The 20,756-nt window shown below is 61.8% G+C and carries 17 protein-coding genes and 1 tRNA gene; 7 read left to right on the top strand and 11 right to left on the bottom strand.

All coding sequences use genetic code 11. The features are described 5' to 3' along the window. Nucleotides 1–318: 318 nt before the first annotated feature. Complete coding sequence (locus HB675_RS00415) at nt 319–657, top strand: antibiotic biosynthesis monooxygenase family protein (protein ID WP_213875113.1); 339 nt, start codon at nt 319–321, stop codon at nt 655–657. Between the two features lie 41 nt (nt 658–698). Continuing rightward, nucleotides 699–932: a hypothetical protein gene (locus tag HB675_RS00410; RefSeq protein ID WP_213875112.1), complete on the top strand. Its 234-nt coding sequence runs from the start codon at nt 699–701 to the stop codon at nt 930–932. Nucleotides 933–942: 10 nt separating this feature from the next. Here the strand turns inward: HB675_RS00410 and HB675_RS00405 are convergent, their stop codons facing one another. The 3 genes from HB675_RS00405 to bglX form a co-directional block, all read right to left on the bottom strand. Further along, on the bottom strand, nt 943–1,563 hold the full coding sequence (locus HB675_RS00405; protein ID WP_213875111.1) for a flavin reductase family protein: 621 nt from the start codon (nt 1,561–1,563) through the stop codon (nt 943–945). A 174-nt stretch (nt 1,564–1,737) separates the two neighbouring features. Next, on the bottom strand, nt 1,738–3,726 hold the full coding sequence (locus HB675_RS00400; RefSeq protein ID WP_213875110.1) for a methyl-accepting chemotaxis protein: 1,989 nt from the start codon (nt 3,724–3,726) through the stop codon (nt 1,738–1,740). Between the two features lie 126 nt (nt 3,727–3,852). Continuing rightward, on the bottom strand, nt 3,853–6,144 hold the full coding sequence (gene bglX / locus HB675_RS00395) for a beta-glucosidase BglX (RefSeq protein WP_213875109.1): 2,292 nt from the start codon (nt 6,142–6,144) through the stop codon (nt 3,853–3,855). A gap of 224 nt (nt 6,145–6,368) precedes the next feature. Between bglX and HB675_RS00390 the strand changes: the two genes are divergently transcribed. After that, on the top strand, nt 6,369–7,580 hold the full coding sequence (locus HB675_RS00390; RefSeq protein ID WP_213875108.1) for an SAM-dependent methyltransferase: 1,212 nt from the start codon (nt 6,369–6,371) through the stop codon (nt 7,578–7,580). Between the two features lie 97 nt (nt 7,581–7,677). On the opposite strand, the gene HB675_RS00385 is transcribed toward HB675_RS00390, so the two are convergent. After that, a complete protein-coding gene (locus HB675_RS00385) occupies nt 7,678–8,700 on the bottom strand; it encodes a DUF4917 family protein (RefSeq protein ID WP_213875107.1) in 1,023 nt (340 codons plus the stop codon). Nucleotides 8,701–8,825: 125 nt separating this feature from the next. On the opposite strand from HB675_RS00385, the gene HB675_RS00380 reads away from it, so the two are divergent. Continuing rightward, entirely contained in the window at nt 8,826–9,905 is a 1,080-nt protein-coding gene (locus HB675_RS00380; protein ID WP_213875106.1) for a glycerophosphodiester phosphodiesterase, read from the top strand. On the opposite strand, the gene HB675_RS00375 is transcribed toward HB675_RS00380, so the two are convergent. Next, nucleotides 9,902–10,168: a hypothetical protein gene (locus HB675_RS00375; protein WP_256737439.1), complete on the bottom strand. Its 267-nt coding sequence runs from the start codon at nt 10,166–10,168 to the stop codon at nt 9,902–9,904. The genes HB675_RS00380 and HB675_RS00375 overlap by 4 nt on opposite strands. Nucleotides 10,169–10,387: 219 nt before the next feature. Here HB675_RS00375 and HB675_RS00370 point away from each other — a divergent pair, with 219 nt between their 5' ends. From HB675_RS00370 to HB675_RS00360, 3 genes are all read left to right on the top strand, one after another. Next, on the top strand, nt 10,388–12,019 hold the full coding sequence (locus HB675_RS00370; RefSeq protein WP_213875105.1) for a methyl-accepting chemotaxis protein: 1,632 nt from the start codon (nt 10,388–10,390) through the stop codon (nt 12,017–12,019). 446 nt (nt 12,020–12,465) lie between these two features. Further along, complete coding sequence (locus HB675_RS00365) at nt 12,466–13,224, top strand: WecB/TagA/CpsF family glycosyltransferase (RefSeq protein WP_213875104.1); 759 nt, start codon at nt 12,466–12,468, stop codon at nt 13,222–13,224. A gap of 4 nt (nt 13,225–13,228) precedes the next feature. Beyond that, on the top strand, nt 13,229–13,555 hold the full coding sequence (locus tag HB675_RS00360; RefSeq protein ID WP_213875103.1) for a hypothetical protein: 327 nt from the start codon (nt 13,229–13,231) through the stop codon (nt 13,553–13,555). A gap of 150 nt (nt 13,556–13,705) precedes the next feature. On the opposite strand, the gene HB675_RS00355 is transcribed toward HB675_RS00360, so the two are convergent. The 6 genes from HB675_RS00355 to HB675_RS00330 all read right to left on the bottom strand — a co-directional run bounded on the left by HB675_RS00355 (nt 13,706) and on the right by HB675_RS00330 (nt 20,653). Next, on the bottom strand, nt 13,706–15,736 hold the full coding sequence (locus HB675_RS00355) for a methyl-accepting chemotaxis protein (RefSeq protein ID WP_213875102.1): 2,031 nt from the start codon (nt 15,734–15,736) through the stop codon (nt 13,706–13,708). A 160-nt stretch (nt 15,737–15,896) separates the two neighbouring features. After that, nucleotides 15,897–16,625: a CbtA family protein gene (locus tag HB675_RS00350; RefSeq protein ID WP_213875101.1), complete on the bottom strand. Its 729-nt coding sequence runs from the start codon at nt 16,623–16,625 to the stop codon at nt 15,897–15,899. Nucleotides 16,626–16,642: 17 nt separating this feature from the next. Next, nucleotides 16,643–16,855, bottom strand: coding sequence for a CbtB-domain containing protein (locus HB675_RS00345; RefSeq protein WP_213875100.1), 213 nt, complete (start codon nt 16,853–16,855; stop codon nt 16,643–16,645). 174 nt (nt 16,856–17,029) lie between these two features. After that, the gene (metE, locus tag HB675_RS00340) at nt 17,030–19,339 is read right to left on the bottom strand and encodes a 5-methyltetrahydropteroyltriglutamate--homocysteine S-methyltransferase (protein ID WP_213875099.1); all 2,310 of its coding nucleotides are present in this window, start codon (nt 19,337–19,339) and stop codon (nt 17,030–17,032) included. Nucleotides 19,340–19,593: 254 nt separating this feature from the next. After that, nucleotides 19,594–19,667: transfer RNA gene (locus tag HB675_RS00335), tRNA-Gly, on the bottom strand. A gap of 101 nt (nt 19,668–19,768) precedes the next feature. Continuing rightward, the gene (locus HB675_RS00330) at nt 19,769–20,653 is read right to left on the bottom strand and encodes an alpha/beta fold hydrolase (RefSeq protein ID WP_213875098.1); all 885 of its coding nucleotides are present in this window, start codon (nt 20,651–20,653) and stop codon (nt 19,769–19,771) included. Nucleotides 20,654–20,756 lie beyond the last annotated feature (103 nt).

Genomic DNA, 20,756 nt, shown 5'->3' with positions numbered 1-20,756 from the left:
GTGCGGGATGAGCCAATCGTACGATCATGCAAGCCAGCAGGGTAGTCGGATACTGCTCCCGGCTTGCCTGATTCTGCCGGGCGGTACGAGCGGTCGCTGTTTCAGGGCAATTATTGTCAGCAGACTTGCACAAAAACACGGGTCTTCGTCCCCCATCGTTAGCCGCAGCGAGCCCGCGCTTGCAGAATCAGGCAAGCGTTCGACAGGAATCGGCTAACGAACCCGGCAGCCGCCGGTTAATCTCTGTACCTGTCGGAGAGCCTGCCTGGTTCGCGGGGAACCAGGCTTTCTTCGGCACCCGCTTCAGGAGTGCAGAACATGACTCAACACATGATGGTCAGTCATTCAGCCTTTGTCCGGGCTCGTCCCGGCTATTCGGCCGCGCTGGGCGAGCGCCTGGTCTGCCTGCTCGAACCTTCAAGACACGCCCCTGGCTGCCTGCATTTTGCCCTGCAACATAGCCACTGTGACGATAGCCTGTGGCTGATCACCGGGTTTTGGAGCAGCCAGGAAGCCATGAGCGATTACTTCGCTTCGCCGGCCATGCAGATCTTCAGCGACGTGGTGCAGGATTTGCTGGTCAGCAGCCTGGATCTGCACACCTTCGAAAACGTCAACGCCAGCCAGGCCATGTTGCAGCAGCAGCGGGCCGGTTAGAATAGGGGTCCTTCATTGAACTGGCCGGGTTGATACTGTTTATGGCACGCAAGGTTTTCGAACAATTTGAAGCCGTATCGGCGGTGGTCCCCGGTGACGGCGGCTACAGTGCCGCCATCGCCGTCAAGGCGCTGGTGGACGGCGGCGCGCCGCGCTTCCACAAGATTCTCGATGGGCAACACTTCGGCAAGGCTCACGAGGCTGATCAGGCCGCCAGCGACCGGCTGCAAGCGTTGCGCAATGTCGACAGCGACGGCGAACTGATCTGGGCCTGAAAGACGGGGCCTATTTGGGGCGGAACATCTTGAACTTGGCCTCTTCGCCCAGCTGGAAGTAATCCGCCGGGCCGCCCCCGCGCAGAATCGGCTCGGCGGCGGCGGTGTCGTAGACGCCCTCCTTGAGCAACCAGCTGGCGATGTGCACGGCCACCACTTCACCTAGCACCAGCCAGCTGGGTACCGGTTGCTGATCGGCGCGCTTGAGCTGGATGATCTGGGTGACCTTGCATTCAAATGACACCGGGCTTTCCTGGACGCGCGGCACTGCGATGATGCGCGAGGCTACCGGCGTCAGCCCACTGAGGACAAACTCGTCGACGTCGGGGCTGACGGCCGCGCAGCTCTGATTCATCGCTTCGGCCAGGGGCCGGGTGGCCAGGTTCCAGCCGAACTCGCCGGTCTTCTCGATGTTGTTCAGGCTGTCTTTGCGGCCCACGCTGGAGAAACCGATGATCGGCGGAATGTAGTTGAAACCATTAAAAAAACTGTAAGGCGCCAGGTTGAGCCGGCCCTGAACGTCCTGGGACGAAATCCAGCCAATGGGCCGCGGCCCGACGATCGCATTGAACGGGTCGTGGGCCAGGCCGTGGCCCTTGGAGGGTTCGTAGAAATGGATTTCGTCCGGCATGGAGGCAGGTCCTGGTCATGGAAAGGGCCAGTGTAGCGCTATCCTGCCGGACTGCGTCGTCCGGGGTCTTGTGCAGGATCGAGCTTGCTCGGGAACACCACCCTGCGATGTACGGGATACACCGCCTCGTTGAATTCCCGAGCAGGCTCGGTCCTGCAGCTATTGGTCGAGCCGTTACCGCACGCGAAACCGCTTCATCAAGCTGCTCACCCGCCCATTGGCCGCCAACAGATCCCGGGTATTGCTGTCACTGGCTTCACCACTGCGCAACAGCTCGTCGACCATGTGACGGATCTGCACCATGCTGCGGTTGATTTCTTCGGTCACGGCGCTTTGCTGCTCGGCGGCGGTGGCAATCTGGGTGCTGAGGTTATTGATCTGCCCCACCGAGCTGGCCATCTCGTCCAGCCCGGAGTTGACCCGTGCAGTGGCGTCGGCTGCCGACTGGCAGCTGGCCTGGGTCTGTTCCATGGCGGTCACCGAGGTGATCACCCCGCGGGTCAGGCGGCCGAGGACCTCGTTGATCTCGCTGGTGCTTGCCTGAGTGCGGGCGGCGAGGGCGCGTACCTCATCGGCGACAACGGCAAAGCCTCGCCCTTGTTCGCCCGCCCGCGCCGCCTCGATGGCTGCGTTCAGGGCCAGCAGGTTGGTCTGCCCGGCAATGGCACCGATCACGCCCAGGGTTTCGGTGATGCGCTGGGCATCCTGCTGCATGCCTTCGACCTTGGCCGTGGCGCTGGCCACTTCGTCCACCAGGGCGACCACGCTGTTGGACGCTTCACTGACGATGATCCGCGAGCGGTCGGCGTGCTCGTTGGCGCGTTGGGTGAATTCGGCGGTTTCGGCAGCATTCTGCGCGACGTTTTCCGCCGTCGAGCTCATTTCGTTGATGGCTGTCACGGTCTGGTCGGTTTCCGAGGCGTGGCGCACCAGAATCTCGCTGGTCTGCTGGGAGGTGCGTTGCAGCGCGTCCAGGCTTGAAGCCATGGCGCCGGTGGCATCGTTGACCTCGCCGATCAGATTCTGCAGGTAGCCGATGAACTTGTTCACCGAATGACCGATCGCGCCCACTTCATCCTCGGCGCGAATGATAATGCGTTTGGTCAAGTCGGCATCCCCGGCCGACAGCGCATCGATATTCAGCTTGAGTGTGCGCAGGCGCTGAGTCAGCTTGCTGATGGCGAAGACTTGCAACAGCACCAGCAGGATCACCAGCGGAATCTGCAACCAGCCCAGGGTCTTGAGCACGTCGTCGCGCTGCGCGGTCAGCAGCGACTTGGGCAGTGCGGTGGCCAGGTACCACGGCGTGCCTTCGATGCTGCGCAGGAAGAACACGCTGGTGGTGCCCGCGTTATCGAACTCCGCGCGCTGCGGGCCCTGGTCGCGGCGGGCCATGGCGGCCTGCAACTGGGCGGCGAACGGCACGCTGCCGGCGAGCTCGGAGATGTTCTTCAGCACGATCGGGCTGTTGATGTGAGTGGTGTTGCTGATGATCTTGCCGTCGCCCTCGACGATGAGCATTTCAGCGCTCAGGTCTTTCTCCTTGCGGGCTACCAGGTCATTGAAGAAACCCAGGGTCACGTCGATGGTCGAGACGCCGTAAGGCGCGCCATTCTTGAGAATGCTCATGGCGCAGTTGGTACGCGGTTCGGCGCTGGCGTCGTCCTTGTAGGCGGCGGCCCAGGCGCATTGGCCGGCCGGAGTGGCAAGGCCGCCCTTGTACCAGCTCTGGTCGTAATAGTTGGGCGCGGCGTCGCTGTTCCAAAAGGTGTTCACCGCCAGCTTGCCGGAGGCGTCGCGGTGCCAGAAGGTGCTGTACTTGTTGCGTCCAGGTGCGCGCTGGTTGGGCAGTGGCCAGATACCGCCGCCGAACACTTTCAATTCGCCGTACTGGTCCACCAGGCCTGGCAACACCACGTCGATGGCATCGCTGTCGAGCAGAGGAATGGTCTGGGTAATACTGCGTTGCTGGGCCTGTACTTTATTGAGTTCGCCCTTGATCTGGTCCGCCACTTCGCCCACGCGGTTGAGTGCGACCTGCTCTTCAGTGGCGCTTAACTTGGGCGCGACCAGTTGGCTGATGCCGACCACGGTCAGCGCCAGCAACACCAGCATGAAAAGAAGCAGGAATAGCGTATAGCGGGCCTGGATGGTTCTGAACATAAGGAGCACCTGTGCGGGGCGAGATTGTTGTTATCGAAAGCTCGATAGCGTCATCGACGGCACAGGGGCAAGCTTGAGGGTGATCCGACGGAAGGCCGTTCAGCGGCCTTCGTCGGTCAGGCCGGGTTACTGAAGGACAAAGCTCTGTTGCTTGACGTCGGCCGAATCCAGGCCGATCTGCACCAGGAACTGCCCCGGCTCGTCGGCATATTTGAGCTGGCTGTTGTAGAACTTCAAGTCATCTTCGCTGAGGGTGAAGTGCAAGGTGCGGGACTCACCGGCCTTGAGCATGACTTTCTGGAAGTTCTTCAGTTGCTTGACGGGCTGGGCCAGGGATGCGGCCACGTCACGCAGGTACAACTGCACCACGGTGGCACCGTCACGCTCGCCGGTGTTGCTCAGGGTCACGCTGGCCTCCAGCGTGCCGCCGCGCTTCATGGTGGGGCTGGAGAGGGTGATGTCCGACAATTTGAAGTCGGTGTAGCTTAGCCCGTAACCGAACGGCAGTTGCGGCCCCGGCTCTTGGTCGAAGTACTGCGAGCGGTAGTTGGGCTGCTCGCCCGGAACGAACGGGCGGCCGATGCTCAGGTAGTTGTAATACACCGGCACCTGGCCCACCGAACGTGGAAAGGTCATCGGCAGCTTGCCGGACGGATTGTAGTCACCGAACAGAACATCGGCGATGGCATGACCGCCCTCGGTGCCGGCGAACCAGGTTTCCAGCAGCGCGTCAGATTGCTGCAGCTGAGGCTCCAGGGCCAGCGGACGGCCGTTCATCAGCACCAGCACCAATGGCTTGCCAGTGGCTTTCAAGGCATCAAGCAACGCGCGCTGCGGGGCCGGGATGTCCAGGGTCGAACGGCTGGCCGACTCATGGGACATGCCCCGCGACTCGCCCACGGCGGCGACAATCACATCGGCGCTCTGCGCGACCTTCACGGCTTCAGCGATCATGTCGGCGGCCGGACGCGGATCAATCTCCACTTCCTTGCGGTCGAGTATGATGTGGTTGAGGAACGCCAGTACCCGTGGGTCATCGCTGACGTTGGCGCCTTTGGCGTAGAGGATCTTCGCCTTGTCACCCACGGCATCGCGCAGGCCCTGCAGCACGGTCACCGACTGTTCCGGGATGCCGGCAGCCGACCAGCTGCCCATCATGTCGATGGGGGCGTTGGCCAGCGGGCCGATCAGGGCGATGCTGCCTTGTTTCTTCAGCGGCAGGGTGTGGTTGTCGTTCTTCAGCAGGACCAGGGTCTTGCGTGCGACGTCGCGGGCAGCCTCGCGGTGCAGACGGCTTTCGGCATTGATATCGGCCGGATCATCCACAGCCTTGCCGATGCGCCGGTACGGGTCGGCAAACAGGCCCATGTCGTATTTGGCGCCGAGCACGTCACGCACCGCGTTGTCGATGTCGCGCTGCTGGATTTCACCGGAGGCCAGCAGCTTGGGCAGCTGCTCGCCATAGACCTTGTCGTTCATGCTCATGTCGATGCCAGCCTTGATCGCCAGCTTCGCCGCTTCGTGGCCGTCGGCGGCCACACCGTGTTTGACCAGTTCGAGAATGGCGCCGTGGTCGCTGATAGTCACGCCCTTGAAGCCCCAGTCCTTGCGCAACAGATCCTGCATCAACCATTTATTGGACGTGGCCGGCTGGCCGTTGATCGAGTTCAACGCCACCATCACGCCCCCGGCGCCGGCATCCAGGGCGGCGCGGTAGGGCGGCAGGTAATCCTGGTACATGCGCACCGGGCTCATGTCCACGGCGTTGTAGTCGCGGCCGGCCTCGACCGCGCCGTAGAGGGCGAAGTGCTTGACGGCGGCCATGACGTGGTCGGGTGCGGCCGGGTCATTGCCCTGGAAGCCATCCACCATGACCTTGGCGATGCGCGACACCAGGTAGGTGTCCTCGCCGAAGCCTTCGCTGGTACGGCCCCAGCGGGCGTCACGGGAAATGTCGACCATGGGGCCGAAGGTCATGTCGATGCTGTCGGCGGCGGCTTCCTGGGCGGCAACTTTCGCGCTCAGGCCAATGGCGTCCATGTCCCAGCTGGCCGCCAGGCCCAGGCTGATGGGGAATATGGTGCGGTGGCCGTGGATCACGTCGTAGGCGAAAAACATCGGAATCTTCAGGCGGCTGCGCAGGGCAGCGTCCTGCATCGGCCGGTTTTCGTCGCGGCTGACCGAGTTGAAGGTGCCGCCGATGTTGCCGGCGGCGATCTCCTGACGAATTTGCGGCTTGGTCATTTCCGGACCGATACTGATCAGGCGCAGTTGGCCGATCTTCTCTTGCAGGGTCATGCGCTGCATCAAATCGCGGATGAATACTTCTTTGCTTTTGAGCGGCGACGGCGGGGTTTGAGCAAAGGCCGGAAGGGCGGCCAGGCTGACCAGAACGGCGAGCGCGGAAAGTCTTTTCATTTATGGTTTTCTCTAGGCTGGCCACAGCGTTGGGGAAAACGGCCAGCCGAAGTGGGATGAGCGGGTGCTGTCAGAAAAATTACAGGGCCTCTTTTAGCCTATCCCATGAAGTGACTGCAACCGCCAGCCTGCGCGGCGTTGGTCGAAATTGGGCAAATTCCCCGAGGCTTTGCTTTAAACTGCCGGGTTTGCGGGTCTCGCCCGCTTTCAGAGGTGTTTGGTCGATGTCAGTTTCAGCTCGCCTGGTGCGTGATCCGCTTGCCGATTTTCTTGCCCTGCTCGACACCAGCCTGCAGCAAAACGCCTTTCTCAAGCTGGTGCTGGCGCGCTATGCCGGCAGTGAAGCCGAGCTGCAACGTCTGATCATCAAGCGGGTGACGGTCAAGGAGCAGGCTTGCCTGTCCTTCGTCTATCGCTACAAGACCCGTGACATCACCAAGAACCTGGGGCTGGAAGAGGCCCAGGGGCTGATCGCCACGCTGTTGCCCGAGAGCTTTCGCAACGCGCACCTGCTGACCCTGACCGACGAGCTGCAACTGGAATTCAGCAAGAAGGGCAAGCCGGTGCTGCACCGCAACGCACTGCAACAGGCCCTCGAGGCGCCAACGGCGGGTGCCCATGACCGCGAGAAAAAGCGCTACCTGGAGCTGTCCCGGCCGTTTCTGCGTGACTTGGGCGTGACCGATGCCCAGCAGCAACTGATCCCGGCCATGTCGCGCAAGTGGAGGCAGATCAACAAGTTCATCGAGGTGTTTTCCCATGCCTTCGCCAGTGCCGGACTCGCCGACGAGCAGCCGGTGCGCGTGGCGGATTTCGGCTCGGGCAAGGGCTATCTGACCTTCGCCATCCATGACTATTTGAGCAACACCTTGCAACGCCAGGCCCAGGTCACCGGCGTCGAGTTGCGGGCCGACATGGTCAGCCTGTGCAACAGCGCAGCCGCGCGCCTGGAGAACCCGGGGCTGGTTTTCGAACACGGCGACGTGCGCACGGTGGTGCCCAGCGCCATCGACGTGATGATCGCCCTGCATGCCTGCGATATTGCGACCGACTACGCCATCCACACGGGTATCCGGACGGGCGCGGCGATCATCATGTGCTCGCCGTGCTGCCACAAGCAGATCCGCCTGCAGATCCAGAGCCCGGCCTTGCTCAAGCCGATGCTGCAATATGGTTTGCACCTGGGGCAGCAGGCAGAGATGGTCACTGACAGCCTGCGCGCGTTGTACCTGGAGGCCTGTGGCTATGAGACCAAGGTGTTCGAGTTTATTTCGTTGGAGCACACCAACAAGAACAAGATGATTCTGGCGGTCAAGCGCGCTCAGCCTGAAGATCCGGCGGTGTTGCTGGGACGGATCGAGGAATTGAAGGCCTTCTACGGGATTCAGGAGCATTGCCTGGAAGTGTTGTTGCGCGGGGATGGGCTGTTGGGCTGAAGACTGGCGGGTTCCCTGTAGGGCCGAGCTGGCTCGGGAGCCCGCCCCGCGTTGCGTCAGATGTTTCGCAATGTTGATTTCCCGAGCAAGCTCGGTCCTACCTGCGTTTCTTGCCTGCCACCGCCGGCACTGGCACATTCAATTCCGGCAGCCCCAACGGATGACTGGTGGCGTCGAAAAACGCGATCTCTACGCCCAGCCCCTCGAACAGCGTCGCGTAATGGCGCTTCTGGCTGATCACCCAGGCATCGCTGAGCGGGAAAATACCGATGGCCAGATATTCGGGCCGCGCCTGGCGCAGCGCATCGATGATGTGCGCATCCTCCGCATTGAGCTTGTGCCCGAACAGGCACAGGCCGCCGACATGCCGGGCCAGTTCGCCGTGGCACCAGCTCAAATAATCGTTGTGGCGAATGCTGCGCAGCTTGTCTTCACTGGGTCCTTCGCTGACGAACAGCGGGACGTCACCCGGTGTATTGATCGCAAACCCGTCCAGCAGCGCGCTGCCGCTGGCCAGCCGTTGGCGGCTGCTGCCATCGACATTCTTCAGCAAGTGCAGGCCACCATGCAGGTAGAGCACCCGATGTGCCGCCTGGGGCGGGTGGCGCTGATCGAAGCCGTTGTCCTCATGGAACACATCGGCAAAACCCTCGGGCGCCTGCATCACTGCCCAGTGACACAACAGATCGTAGTTGCTGCTGTACACCGTTGAGTAGCGCCGCAGCTCGGTGTTGATGGCGGTCAGGGTGGCATCCGGTACGCGCTGGAAGGGGATATGCACGCTGCGAATGGCGTGGATCAGGGCTTCCTTGATGGCGTAATAGCGATTAAGAGGCGATGTCGAGCCGATCGCCAGCGCCGCATTGACCCGCACCGTGCTGTTGAGGCTGGCCAGAACTTGCTCGAAGCTCTGGGTGGTCAGCGAGCGGAACAGCGCCAGGTCTGTTTGCCCCAGTGGTTTGTTGCGCACTTTCTGCGCGCGTTCGAACAGCGAGTCGTAGGCGAAATTGCGCCATACAGCCCGGCTGGCGCCGTTGCCCATCAGCAGTCCGGTGCAGCGCTCGGTGCCCTGCAGAGTGCGCCAAGGGGCGAGGCTGGCATCCAGTCGATCAAGATCCATAGTGAGTTTCAGCTATCCGGCAATGATTCAGGCGGCGACTTTAGCATGGGACACATCGCTGTCATGCGGCGCGCCGACTATGCTGCTGGCGAACCTTGTCCACGGCCCATTCAAAGGAAGTACGCATGTCGGCACACTGGAGCAAACACCTGGGGGTCGGCGCCTTGCTGCTGGCCAGCGGTCTTGACGTTTCGCGGGCGGAAGATCCGGCCACCCTCGCTGAGCGTGCGGGCATTCCAAGGCCGGCGGTGATCGCCCATCGCGGTGCATCTTTCGACGCACCCGAGTCCACACGAGCCTCCTACCTGCTGGCCCGCGAGCTGGGTGCCGACTACCTGGAAATGGACCTGCAGCGCACCCGCGACGGGGTCTTGATCGTGTTGCATGACGATACCCTGGAGCGCACCACGGACGTGGCCCGCAAGTTTCCGGAACGCAAGGACAAGCCGGTCAGCGATTTCACCCTGGCGGAGCTCAAAACCCTCGACGCCGGCAGTTGGTTCAACGTGGCGCATCCAGACCGGGCGCGGCCGGCGTTCGACAAGCTGCACATCTTGACCCTCGATCAGGTGATCGACATCGCCGAGGGCAATCCGGCCCACCGGCCCGGGCTATATATCGAGACCAAGGTGCCTAAACAGTTTCCCGGCATCGAGCGCGACCTCAAGCACGTGCTCAAAGCCCGTGGATGGTTGCAAGGCACGCACAAGGTTGTGCTTCAGACCTTCGACAAGGACAGCCTGGTCCTGCTGAACAAGGAGATGCCTCAGGTGCCGAAGGTGCTCTTGTTGTGGGTCGGGGAGGGCAGTATCGAGCCGCAGTCCAGCGTGACCTTCGCCGAGTCCGGGGCCAGGGACAAGGCGGCGTACTACGCCAGCCAGCAACCGAGGGATCGCGCCGAATTCGAGCGCTGGCTGGACATCGCCAAGGCGGGGGGCGCCGTGGGCACGGGGCCTGGCGCCGCACTCATCCACGGCGGTGAGCAGAGCTATATGGACCTTGCCCAGCCGTGGATGAATCAGCTGACCCACGACAAGGGCCTGCTGGTGCACGTCTATGCCGCCGACGAGCCAGAGGATTTTCAGAAGCTGATGGACGCGGGCGTTGACGGGATCTTCACCAACCGCACCGCCGAACTATTGAAGTTCTACGGCCGGCCGGCACAGAGCAGTGTCGAGCAGATATTGGGCTGGCAGGGCTATTAAGGCAGCAACGGAGCGTCGGGGGCGCCCACCCTCTCGGCCTGATGCTGCAACACCAACTCGGTGCGCAACTGGCCGATGGTCTCGTTGATGAAGTCGGCATTGCGGTCCAGGGTATCCAGTGCACTGCGCACATTGCCCGCGACGTCGGCGTCGTCGGCGCGGACCTCGATCCACAGGGCCAGCTCTTCGATCGCGGCGGCCAGCGCCAGCTGGTTTTCATAGAGTTTGTCGAGCATCGCCGGCAATGAATGTTTGTCGTGCATAGGGCAGCTCCTGCAGGTTGAATCATCTTGTAAAGCTAGGGACCGCGCACCGGTGCGGTCGTTCTGATTCTCTCGACCCCGCATCGATTTCATTGATCGAGGGCTCTGGCTCAGGGCTCATGGCGGCATACCGCTCAGCGGCCAAGTAGCATTTCGGCTCAAGCTGAAACGTTTAAGGCCGATAGCGAAGGCATCACCGTTGATGTCCAAAGGCCACTCATGAACCTCCGCTCCCTGAACATTGCCTCACGCTCTCTACTCTGTTTCGGTTTCTTCGCTGTACTGGTGGCCTCCCTGGGACTGTTTTCGCTGATGCAGTCCGCCGATCTCAAGGCGTCTCGCGAGCTTCTGCAAAACAACGTCATGCCGACGATCCGCATCATCGCCCAGGTCAAAAGCGATCTGCTGAGCATCCGCCTGTACAACGGCAGTCTGCGCACCGCTCAGGATGCCCCTACCGCGGCCATGGCCCAGCAACGCATCAGCCAGGCGCGCAGTGGCCTGCAATCGGATGTCGAGCAGCTCAAGCCCTTGATCATCACCCCTAAAGGGCAGCAATTGTTCGCCAGCATCGAGCGCGATGTCGAAGCTTATCTGGCCGTGCACGCGCGTTTCATTGACGCCGCTCAAAACAAACGCGATGACGTGATCAGCAGCCTGACCTCCGCCAGCGGCGAAATGACTCAGGCTGCCGAAAAGCTCAGCGGCGATTTCAACGAGATGGGGCAACTTGCTGACCTGAAGGTGAGCAACTCGGAGATGGCCGCCAACCAGGCCTATGTGTCATCGCGCAACGTCATTATCGGCTCGGTGCTGGTGGCGCTGGTGGCCACCCTGTTGCTGGCCAGCCTGTTCACCCGCAGTCTGACGGCTCCGATTGCCAAAGCGCTGGCCGTGGCCGAGCAGATTGCCCGCAACGATTTCAGCCAGCACATCGAAGCCGCCGGTCGTGACGAGCCGGCTCGCCTGCTGGCCGCATTGGCGGTCATGCAGCAGAACCTGCGTCGCACCCTGGGCGAGCTGGGTGACTCATCGAACCAGTTGGCCTCCACCTCCGAGGAAATGAGCGCGGTCACCGAGGAGGCCCTGCGCGGCATCCAGCGCCAGAACGACGAAATCAACCAGGCCGCTACCGCCATTAACCAGATGAGCGCGGCGGTGGAAGAGGTGGCGCGCAACGCCTCCATGGCTTCCAGTGCCGCCCGTGACTCCAGCGCGTCGGCCGAGCATGGTCGTCAGCGCGTCGAGGAAACCGTTCAGGTGATCGGCCAGTTGCACAGCGCAGTGGGCGCCACCGCCAGCGAAATCGACGGGCTGGCCGTGCAGGTGCAGAGCATCAGCGGCGTGCTGGAAGTGATTCGCGGCATCGCCGACCAAACCAACCTGCTGGCCCTCAACGCGGCCATCGAGGCTGCGCGTGCGGGCGAGGCGGGCCGTGGCTTTGCCGTGGTCGCCGACGAAGTGCGGGCGCTGGCCCATCGGACCCAGCAGTCCACCGCCGAGATTGAAAAAATGATCAGCTCGATCCAGGGCGGCGCCTCCAAGGCTGTCAACGCCATGAGCACCAGCAGTGATCGTGCCCGGACCAGCCTTGAGGTGGCCGAGGCCGCCGGCGAGGCGCTGGCGCAGATCACCGCGGCCATCTTGCTGATCAATGAGCGCAACACCAACATTGCCACCGCCACCGAGCAGCAGGCCCAGGTGGCGCGCGAGGTAGACCGTAATCTCACCAGTATTCGCGATTTGTCGACCCAGACGGCAGCCGGGGCTCAACAGACCTCGGTGGCCAGTTCCGAGTTGTCGCAATTGGCGGTGGGGCTGAATCAGGTGGTCATGCGTTTTCGGGTATAAGCGTCAAACCCGGGCCTGATCATGAAACCGCTCTGGCTCGGGCTTTTGTTGTCACACATTCGGTCTACTCTGAGCCGAGCTGGAGTAGAATCGTCTGGAATGACTTCCTGCCGTAATGGCTAAATGATATAAGCGCACCCTCGAAGTGGCGCACCACAGGGCGATGGACGCCCGGCGCATTACTGACACCTTGGCAATGGAAGCGTTCAGGCACGGTCGGCAACCAAATGGCCGATTCGTGGTCAGTAGAGGCGGCGCAGACTTGCTTAATTAGGCCCGGCTCCGGGCAACCTAGCCACAGCGACACACAAGCACGAAACCGCGAGCTGGCGTCCCTGCGACCCGCCCGGTTTCACACTGATCGCCTGCGGGCGAGTTCGTGACGGCGCGCCGGAAGTCCTGAGTCGACGGACGGCAACTCGATGATGCGATTCAAGGACTGGCCCATGAAAGTTTTCGGTATCGATTTGTACACTGGCACGCTCAACGAGTTCATCAAGGAACTCGACGTGCTCAGCGCTGGCCCCTATGGCTATGTGGTGACGGCCAACGTCAACCATGTGGTGATGTTGGAGCACGATCGTCATCAAGGTTTGATCGCGGCCTATGATCAGGCGGCCTATCGCATCTGTGACAGCCGTATTCTATTGCCCTGGATGAACCGCCTGGGCGCCAATATTTCCGAAGTGATCCCCGGCAGCACCCTGACTGTGGCGATGCTCGACGTGGCCCAGCAGAACGCCTGGTCCATTACCGTCATCGGTTGTGAAGACGACGTGATGGAAAGCCTGCACGCCAAGTACCCGGCCGTGCGCTTCAACCATTACAACCCTCCCATGGGCTTCATCAAGCAGCCGGCCGAGGTGGAAAAGGCGGTGGACTTTGTTGTAGCCAACCCGGCTCGCCTGATCATTTTCTCGGTGGGCGCGCCACGTCAGGAAGAACTGGCACTCAAGGTGCTCCAGCGTGGTGGTGCGGTGGGTGTCGGGTTGTGCGCGGGCGCGTCGTTGAACTTCGTCGCCGGCAAGGTCAAGCGTGCCCCCGAGTGGGTGCAGAAGCTTTCCCTGGAGTGGGCGCACCGCATTCTTAGCGAGCCCCAGCGTTTGGCCAAGCGCTACATTGTCGACTTGTATCGCATCATTCCCATTGTCCTGCGTGAAATGTCCAGCCGCCGCCGCGGGGACCATGACCGTCAGGAGTCCTGAGGCCATGCGCGTGTGGACATTGACCCTGGCGGCCCTGGCATTGGTTGCCGTCAGCCCGGTGCAAGCGCGAGACCTGCGGCCCAAGGACTTGCAGATGTGCCAATGGGGCGCCGAGACGGCGCGCAATGCGCAGCAGTCCAAGCTCTCCGGCGTCACGTTATGGACCGCGCGCCACCGCGTGCAGGTGCGACACTATGCCCAGCCGTGGATGCACAAGATGGCGCTGGGCATCACCGACCAGACCTATCACAGCAAGAGCCGCCTGCGCCCGCTGGCAGTGAAGAAGGCGTACTACGACGGCTGCATCAAGCACGAGTTGGCGCGCCGATAAAGATGATCCCGGCGCGCCTGCGCTGAGGCGTGCCAGGGTTCGGGGGGTGATGTCCGCCTTGAACCACTTCTCCGATAACGTCTTCACCGTGCCGTCAGCCAGACGGCAGCACGCGGAAGTACGCCGCCTGATTGCGTCGTTGGCCGAGGGTCAGCTGCCGGTGCTGTGAGTCAGGCCAGTCAGGGTGTCGGCGATGCCTTTGGTCCTTTGCGCGGTGCCTTCCGTCATGCGGCTGGAGTCCTCCAGGGCAATGAGCAAGGCGCGCAGCGAACTGACGGCACTGGATTGATCGTCGATCTGTTGGGCCACCCGCTGGATCTCGCCGGACAGCAGGTCAATGTCGACGCCGATTTCAGCCGCATTCTTGCGGGTGATTTCCGCCAGCTTGCGCACTTCATCGGCCACTACGGCGAAGCCACGGCCCATTTCCCCGGCACGCGCTGCCTCGATGGCGGCGTTGAGGGCCAGCAGGTTAGTCTGACCGGCAATCTGCTGGATCACCTGGACGATGGATTGAATGCGCAGACTCGATTGCGCCAGCTCGCGGGCGCCGCCCACCGCCTCTTCTGCCTGAGTCGACAAGCTGTCCACCGTACTGCCGGCCTGAGCGGCCACGCTGTTTTGCTTGTCGATGGTACCGGCCAGATCATCCATGGACAGGTGCAGCTCGCCAGAGTAGTGCTTCAGCTGTTCGGCAATGGCTTCCTGCTGCTGGCTGGCGTGGCTGAGCACCTGGCCCAGGTCGGTCAGGCCGTTGAACACCGGCCGGATATTGTCATCCAGCCCGGTCATGTCCAGGGCGCTGGTGAAGTCATTGCCTTTAAAGGCCATGATCTGCTTGACCACCACATGGTTGAGACCGGACAGCTTCTTGATCTGCCGGCGCAGGAAGAACGCCTTGAATTCGCCATAATGGGCGATGAAATTATCGACATATTCGTCACGGAAGGCCGTGCCTTGAGGAACGTGGAAAAAGAAGATCGCGGTGAGCGTCTGGTTGAGGTTCAGGCCCAAAATTTCGCCGAAAGTGGAGAAGCCGGCCAGTGGCACATCGCCGAAGATCCCCGCCATGGCGCTCAAGTCACCGCCGTTGTTCAGGCGGCGCAGGATGCAGTCGTTGAGGATGGCGGCCACCGGCTGACCACTCTTGCCCTGCAGAAAACGCTGAAAATCGGCGCGGGTCGATTCCTTGATCGAAGTGCGCTTGACCATGACCAATTCTTCTCCGGGCGCGACGTCGCAGAACAACTGCACGATCTGCTGGCCGTGGTCGATGCGGGCGATGGAGCGCACAAACAGCTCGTCACCCACGCGGATGGCGAATGAGTAGTCGGCCAGTTGTTTGTCCAACTGCTCGGGGCCGCATTTGAAGGCGTCGCAGAGCGCACGGACCATGGTCTTGATGTTGCCGGCGCTGTCGATCACCTGGTGAATGGTGCGGTCCTCCACCGAGGCGGTCAGCACGCTGAAACTCAGGCTGGAGGGTTCGAAATTCTGGCTTTTGAACACCCCGAAGCGCACATCGGGCGGCGTCTTGATGAACACGATCTGGGCATGGTTCTGGTAGCTGCGTTGGCCGTCATGGATCAGGGTCTGCTTGAAGTCATCCTTGCCACCGGCCGAGCCGCCGACGAACAGGCACGGAAAACGGCCCGACTCGTAAAGGGCTTCCATGAAGAACGACTCTGATGCCGAGAGGCCGTCGAACACCACGTAGGCGAGGGTATCGCGGTGGTCGATGGCGGTCTTGACCTGCACCCGCTTGATATTGCCCACCAGCTTGCCGATCCGGTCGCGCATGGGCAGGCGTTTGCCACCGGCACGGATGTCCTCGCACTCCAGCGGCACCATGACCACTTCCGCCGAGGCCACCACGCTGCGGTCGAACAGTTGCAGCACCACGCGGTCCCAGCGGCTGCCGGTGGGGCAATACAGCTGGCCGGGGCTGTTGCACAGCTCGCCAGACGTGGTGCACAGGCTGATCACTGCGCCGGCGAAGCGTTGACGCAAACGTTGGGCGACCTGATCGATGTCGACGTGGGGGGAGACAAAACCCGTGATCAACACCGGGACCAGGCGCACGTCTTCCAGCTTGGCCGCCAGTTCTCCCGACGTGCACACCAGGCTGAGGGCGCCTTTGCTCGATCCGTGCTGCTTGCTGAAAAGGCTCATCGGGTTCATGGCGGGGCTCGTCGATAATGAGAGAGGCGCGCGGCTGCCGGGGGCAGATGCAGGTTATTGTTCCTGCTGTATCGACTGGGATGGGGTTGGCTGAAGGGCGTTGGTCGAGTTCGGGGAGCAGGCAATGAGGCCGCGTTGCACGGCCTCACCGGGGTGTTTCTCAGACGCGGACCAACCGCCCTGCCGGGAATAAAGCCCGCTCGGCCACCGGGCCAAAGATCAAGCCCAGGCTGCCCCACAGGGCAATCTGGATGCCCAGCGATGCGGTCCGGAATTTCCACAGCGTGACCGCCGAGAAGTTGTCCGGCACTTCGTTGATGGTGGGAAACAGCGCCGCGGCCACGATGACAATGGCCAGGTAAATCGCCACGCCGCCAATCGCACCGTTCCACAGCCCGGAGCGCGCGATGAGCTTGCGTCCCGCATTGACCGCGATTACAGCGGCCACCACTGACACCAGAATCATCAGAAAGAACAACTTGGTGCGTTGGCCAATGGTATTCGGGTCACCCACCGACGGCGGGTTCGGCGGATAGACCAGACCGGGCACCAGAAACACCGTGACGAACGCGGCCAGTGCCAGCAATGCCGCCAGCCCGCGTGGGCCGATCTTGCCGATACGCCCCAGCGAATAGGCGAACACCAGCGCGAAGAGCCCGCCCAGCGCGGTGCTGTACACCATCACACCGGTGAACAGGCCGAAAGTGCTTTGCACCTCGCGGCTCACCAGTTCCGGCTCTTCGGCATCACCGTGCATGTGGGCCATGCCTTCCTCGAAGGCAATCGCACGGTCCACCTGGGGCTCGCCAAACACTTTGGCGAAGCCGAATGCCAGGATGCCCGCGATCAGACCGACGAGCATGCCCCTGACGAGTAAACGACCAGTCATGTCAGAACCTCAGGGGATCAGTGGCAGGGGAAGCCCAGCAGGTGGCGGCCGTCGTGCACGAATTCGTGGACATACATGCCCTTGAACATCGCGGTGGCGCCTTGTTCGGCACCCACGAAATACAGCGCCAGCATCAGCAGCAGACCGCCGAAGATCGCCCAAGGCAAGACTTCGCCCAGCGGGATGGCAGGGATGGCGACATCGGTTTGAGAAGAAGCGGTATAAGCCATGATGACCTCAGGGATTACGCGTCCCGACAACGGTTGATTTGACGAAGGAAGGTCTGGCTTACGGCATGAAGCCGACTACAGTGGCGCGACCGCGGCGGTTTTTGACCGACTTCTTCCTTCGCTACAATTTTTTGGAGCGACCGCAGTGTACGCGTTCGTCCTCGGCCTTGCACCTTATGCCAGCTCGGCGCGCAACTGCCGCGCCGCAGCCACCATGTTCACCAACGCCGCTTGCGTTTCGGCCCAGCCTCGGGTCTTCAGCCCGCAGTCCGGGTTGACCCACAAACGCTCGGCCGGCACGTGTCGGGCCGCCTTGCGCAGCAGGTCGGCCATCTCGGCACTGCCCGGCACGCGAGGTGAATGTATATCGTAGACGCCCGGGCCGATGTCGTTGGGGTAATCGAACGCCTTGAACGCTTCGAGCAGCTGCATGCCCGAGCGCGAGGTCTCGATGGTGATGACGTCGGCGTCCATCGCGGCGATGGCGTCGATCACGTCGTTGAACTCGCTATAGCACATGTGGGTGTGGATCTGGGTTTCGTCCCGGACACCGGCAGCGCACAGGCGAAAGGCTTCCACTGCCCAGTCCAGATAGGCCTGCCACTGCGCCCGGCGCAAGGGTAACCCTTCACGGAAAGCCGCCTCGTCGATTTGAACGATCTGGATACCGGCCGCTTCCAGGTCCAGAACCTCGTCACGAATCGCCAGCGCCAACTGCCGAGCCTGGGTCTCGCGGGAGACGTCCTCCCGGGCGAACGACCACATCAGTAATGTCACCGGGCCGGTGAGCATGCCTTTCATGACCTTCTCGGTCTGGGTCTGCGCGTAGCGAATCCACTCCACGGTCATCGCCTGGGGTCGGCTCAGGTCGCCATAGATAATCGCCGGTTTGACGCAGCGCGAACCGTAGCTCTGCACCCAGCCGAAGCGGGTGAAGGCATAGCCGTCCAATTGCTCGGCAAAATATTCGACCATGTCGTTACGTTCGGCTTCGCCGTGGACCAATACGTCCAGTCCGAGATTTTCCTGGACCTTGATAGCCTGGCGAATCTCGTGGTGCATGGCATCGGTGTAATCACTCAGGGACAGCTTGCCTTGCTTGAAGGCCTGGCGGGCCAGACGAATCGTCGCTGTCTGCGGGAATGAGCCGATGGTAGTGGTCGGAAAGGCCGGCAACGCCAACCGCGCGCGCTGCACTTCGATGCGTTGGGTAAAGGCCGATTGGCGCTGGCTGTCGGCAGGCGATACGGCGGCCAGACGCGCTTGCACCGCGATTTTGTGAATGCGTGTCGACTGCTGGCGGCTGGCCTGAACCGAGCGACTGTCAAGCAGCGCGGCTTGAACGCGGGAATCCTGTGGCTGGGTGAGTGCCTGCGCGATCACGCGAACCTCCGCGCATTTCTGCACAGCGAAAGCCAGCCAGCTTTTCAGTTCATCATCCAACTGATCCTCACGGGCCAGGTCCACCGGGCTGTGCAGCAACGAGCAGGAGCTGCTGACCCACAGATTGTGGCCAAAACGCTGCTGCGCTTCTTGCAGGTACGCCAGCGCCTGCTCCAGATCACAGCGCCAGACATTGCGCCCGTTGACCACGCCCACCGACAGCACTTTATAGCTGGGCAGGCGATCCAGCACCGTCGCCAACTGCTCGGGTGCGCGCACCAGATCGATGTGCAAACCGTCCACCGGCAGACCGACGGCCAGACCCAGGTTGTCTTCCAGAGCGCCGAAATAGGTGGCCACCAGCTTCTTCAGTGGCGAGTACTGCAGGATGTGATACGCCCGTTCGAAGGCATTTTTCCAGTCCTGTGGCAGGTCCAGGCAGAGGATCGGCTCATCGATCTGCACCCATTCCACGCCTTGGCGCGCCAGCCGCCCGAGAATTTCCCCGTACACCGGCAACAAGCGCTCCAGCAGGTCCAGCTTGTCAAAATCACCGCCCTTGGCCTTGCCCAGCCACAGGTAGGTCAGCGGGCCGATCACGACCGGCTTGACCTTGTGGCCAAGGGCCAATGCCTCGTCGACCTCCTCGAACAGTTGTTCCCAGCTCAGCATGAAACGCTGGTCGGCTGTGAACTCGGGGACCAGATAGTGGTAGTTGGTGTCGAACCATTTAGTCAGCTCCAGGGCATGCTGCCCGCCGCCGTGCTCACCGCAGCAACCGGCGCTGGCACCTCGGGCCATGGCGAACAGGCTGTCCAGCGTCGGCAGGCCGCGCGCATCCTGAGTGCTGGCAAACCGATCTGGCACCACGCCCAACGTCAGGGACTGGGCGAGCATCTGGTCATACCAGGCAAAATCCCCCACGGGCAGCAGTTCGATCCCGGCGTCGCGCTGCATCGCCCAATGCTGCGCCCGCAACGCTCGGCCCACGGTTTCCAGGGCAGCCTGGTCGATGTCGCCTTTCCAATGGGCTTCGAGGGCTTTTTTCAGTTCACGGTCGGCACCGATGCGGGGAAAGCCGAGGGAGTGGGGCGTTGCCATGGCGAGATGTCTCCAATGCGTAAGTGGGCGCATTGTCGACAGGGAGGGGGTGATGAGACAAACTCATAATTTTTGGATTGAACGCGAGGAGTATTCATGTGAGTGGCGGCTCCCGAGCACGCTCGGCCCTGGAGAGGTTGCCTTGAACCTTCTAATCGCCCACAGCACGGCGGCCAAGCAAAGCAACAAGGAGCCTGGCAGGATAAACTTGATGGATCAGGGTGAAGCAGAATGCCGAACGGCGCGCAAAAATCTGGAGCGGGTAGAGGGAATCGAACCCTCAACTAAAGCTTGGGAAGCTTTCGTTTTGCCACTAAACTATACCCGCATTTCGCGGGTGACTTTGTACCAGAAGTCGAAGCCGAAATGAAGCGCTATTTCCACCGCGCCATTCACCGGCCCGTTGCCCTGCGGCCACGGGCCAAGGCCTCAGAACGCCAATGCAGGGTGATTTTGCGCAGGCCGGTAGCGCAGTCGCCGGTCGCCGGCGTGGGGTTGCAGGAAGTCGATCATGGCGTTGCGCGTATCCTGACAGGCGACCTTGTGTTCCATGTCGAGAAAGTGCCCGGTGTTCTGGATGCAGGCAAACTGGGCCTTTTCCACGTGGTTGGCGAAGATCCGGGCTTCCTGGTGAGTGGTGTACTCGTCCCATTCGCCATTGATAAACAGCACCGGCACGTTGACCTTGCCCGCGCCTGTCAGGGCATCGCCCAATTCGTTGGCCAGCACTTCGCTGATGTGAAAGTGCATCTGCATGTATTCATGATGTTCCAGGCTGCTCACGTGCTTGTAATTGAAGCGCTTGAACAGCGACGGCAGGTGTTTACCGATGGTGTCGTTGACCAAGTGGCCAATCTTGAACCGCTCGAAGGCGCCCAGGTATTCAGCCCCACGCTCCAGGTAGTCGCGCATGGGCGCGTTGAGCACCGGAGAGAAGGAGCTGATCACGGCCTTTTCGATGCGCTTGGGGCGGTGGGCGAGGGCGAGCATGGCGCAGGCGCCACCCCAGGAGAAGGACATGATCTGTTCGGCGTTGAAGTGGTCGATCAGCTCCAGCAGAATCAGGCCTTCCTCTTCCTTGGTCACCGAGCGCTGGTTGTGATTGTGTGCCTTGGATTTCCCGGAGTAGGGCTGGTCGTACAGCACGACATTGAATTCGGGGTGCAGGCTGCGCACGGTTTGGGCAAAGGATGCCGTGGTTGCCAGTGATCCATTGACCAGGATGATGGTTTTTTCAGCGGCCTCTGCGCGATACAACTCCGTGTAGACCCGATACTGACCCTGTATATCCAGCACAGCGATTTCTGGCCTCATGTCGTTAGACTCCTGGCAAAAAACGAGTGTTCGCGCAGTCGACGCTGCACGTTGTGTGTGACAGGTAGGCAATTGCCTGAAAGGGGCCCTTGTCGATCCGAAC

This window comes from Pseudomonas sp. dw_358 (genome assembly GCF_018449655.1).
Classification (GTDB): domain Bacteria; phylum Pseudomonadota; class Gammaproteobacteria; order Pseudomonadales; family Pseudomonadaceae; genus Aquipseudomonas.
The sequence above is the reverse complement of the archived record's forward strand: the minus strand, read 5'-3'. Positions and strand labels throughout refer to the sequence as shown.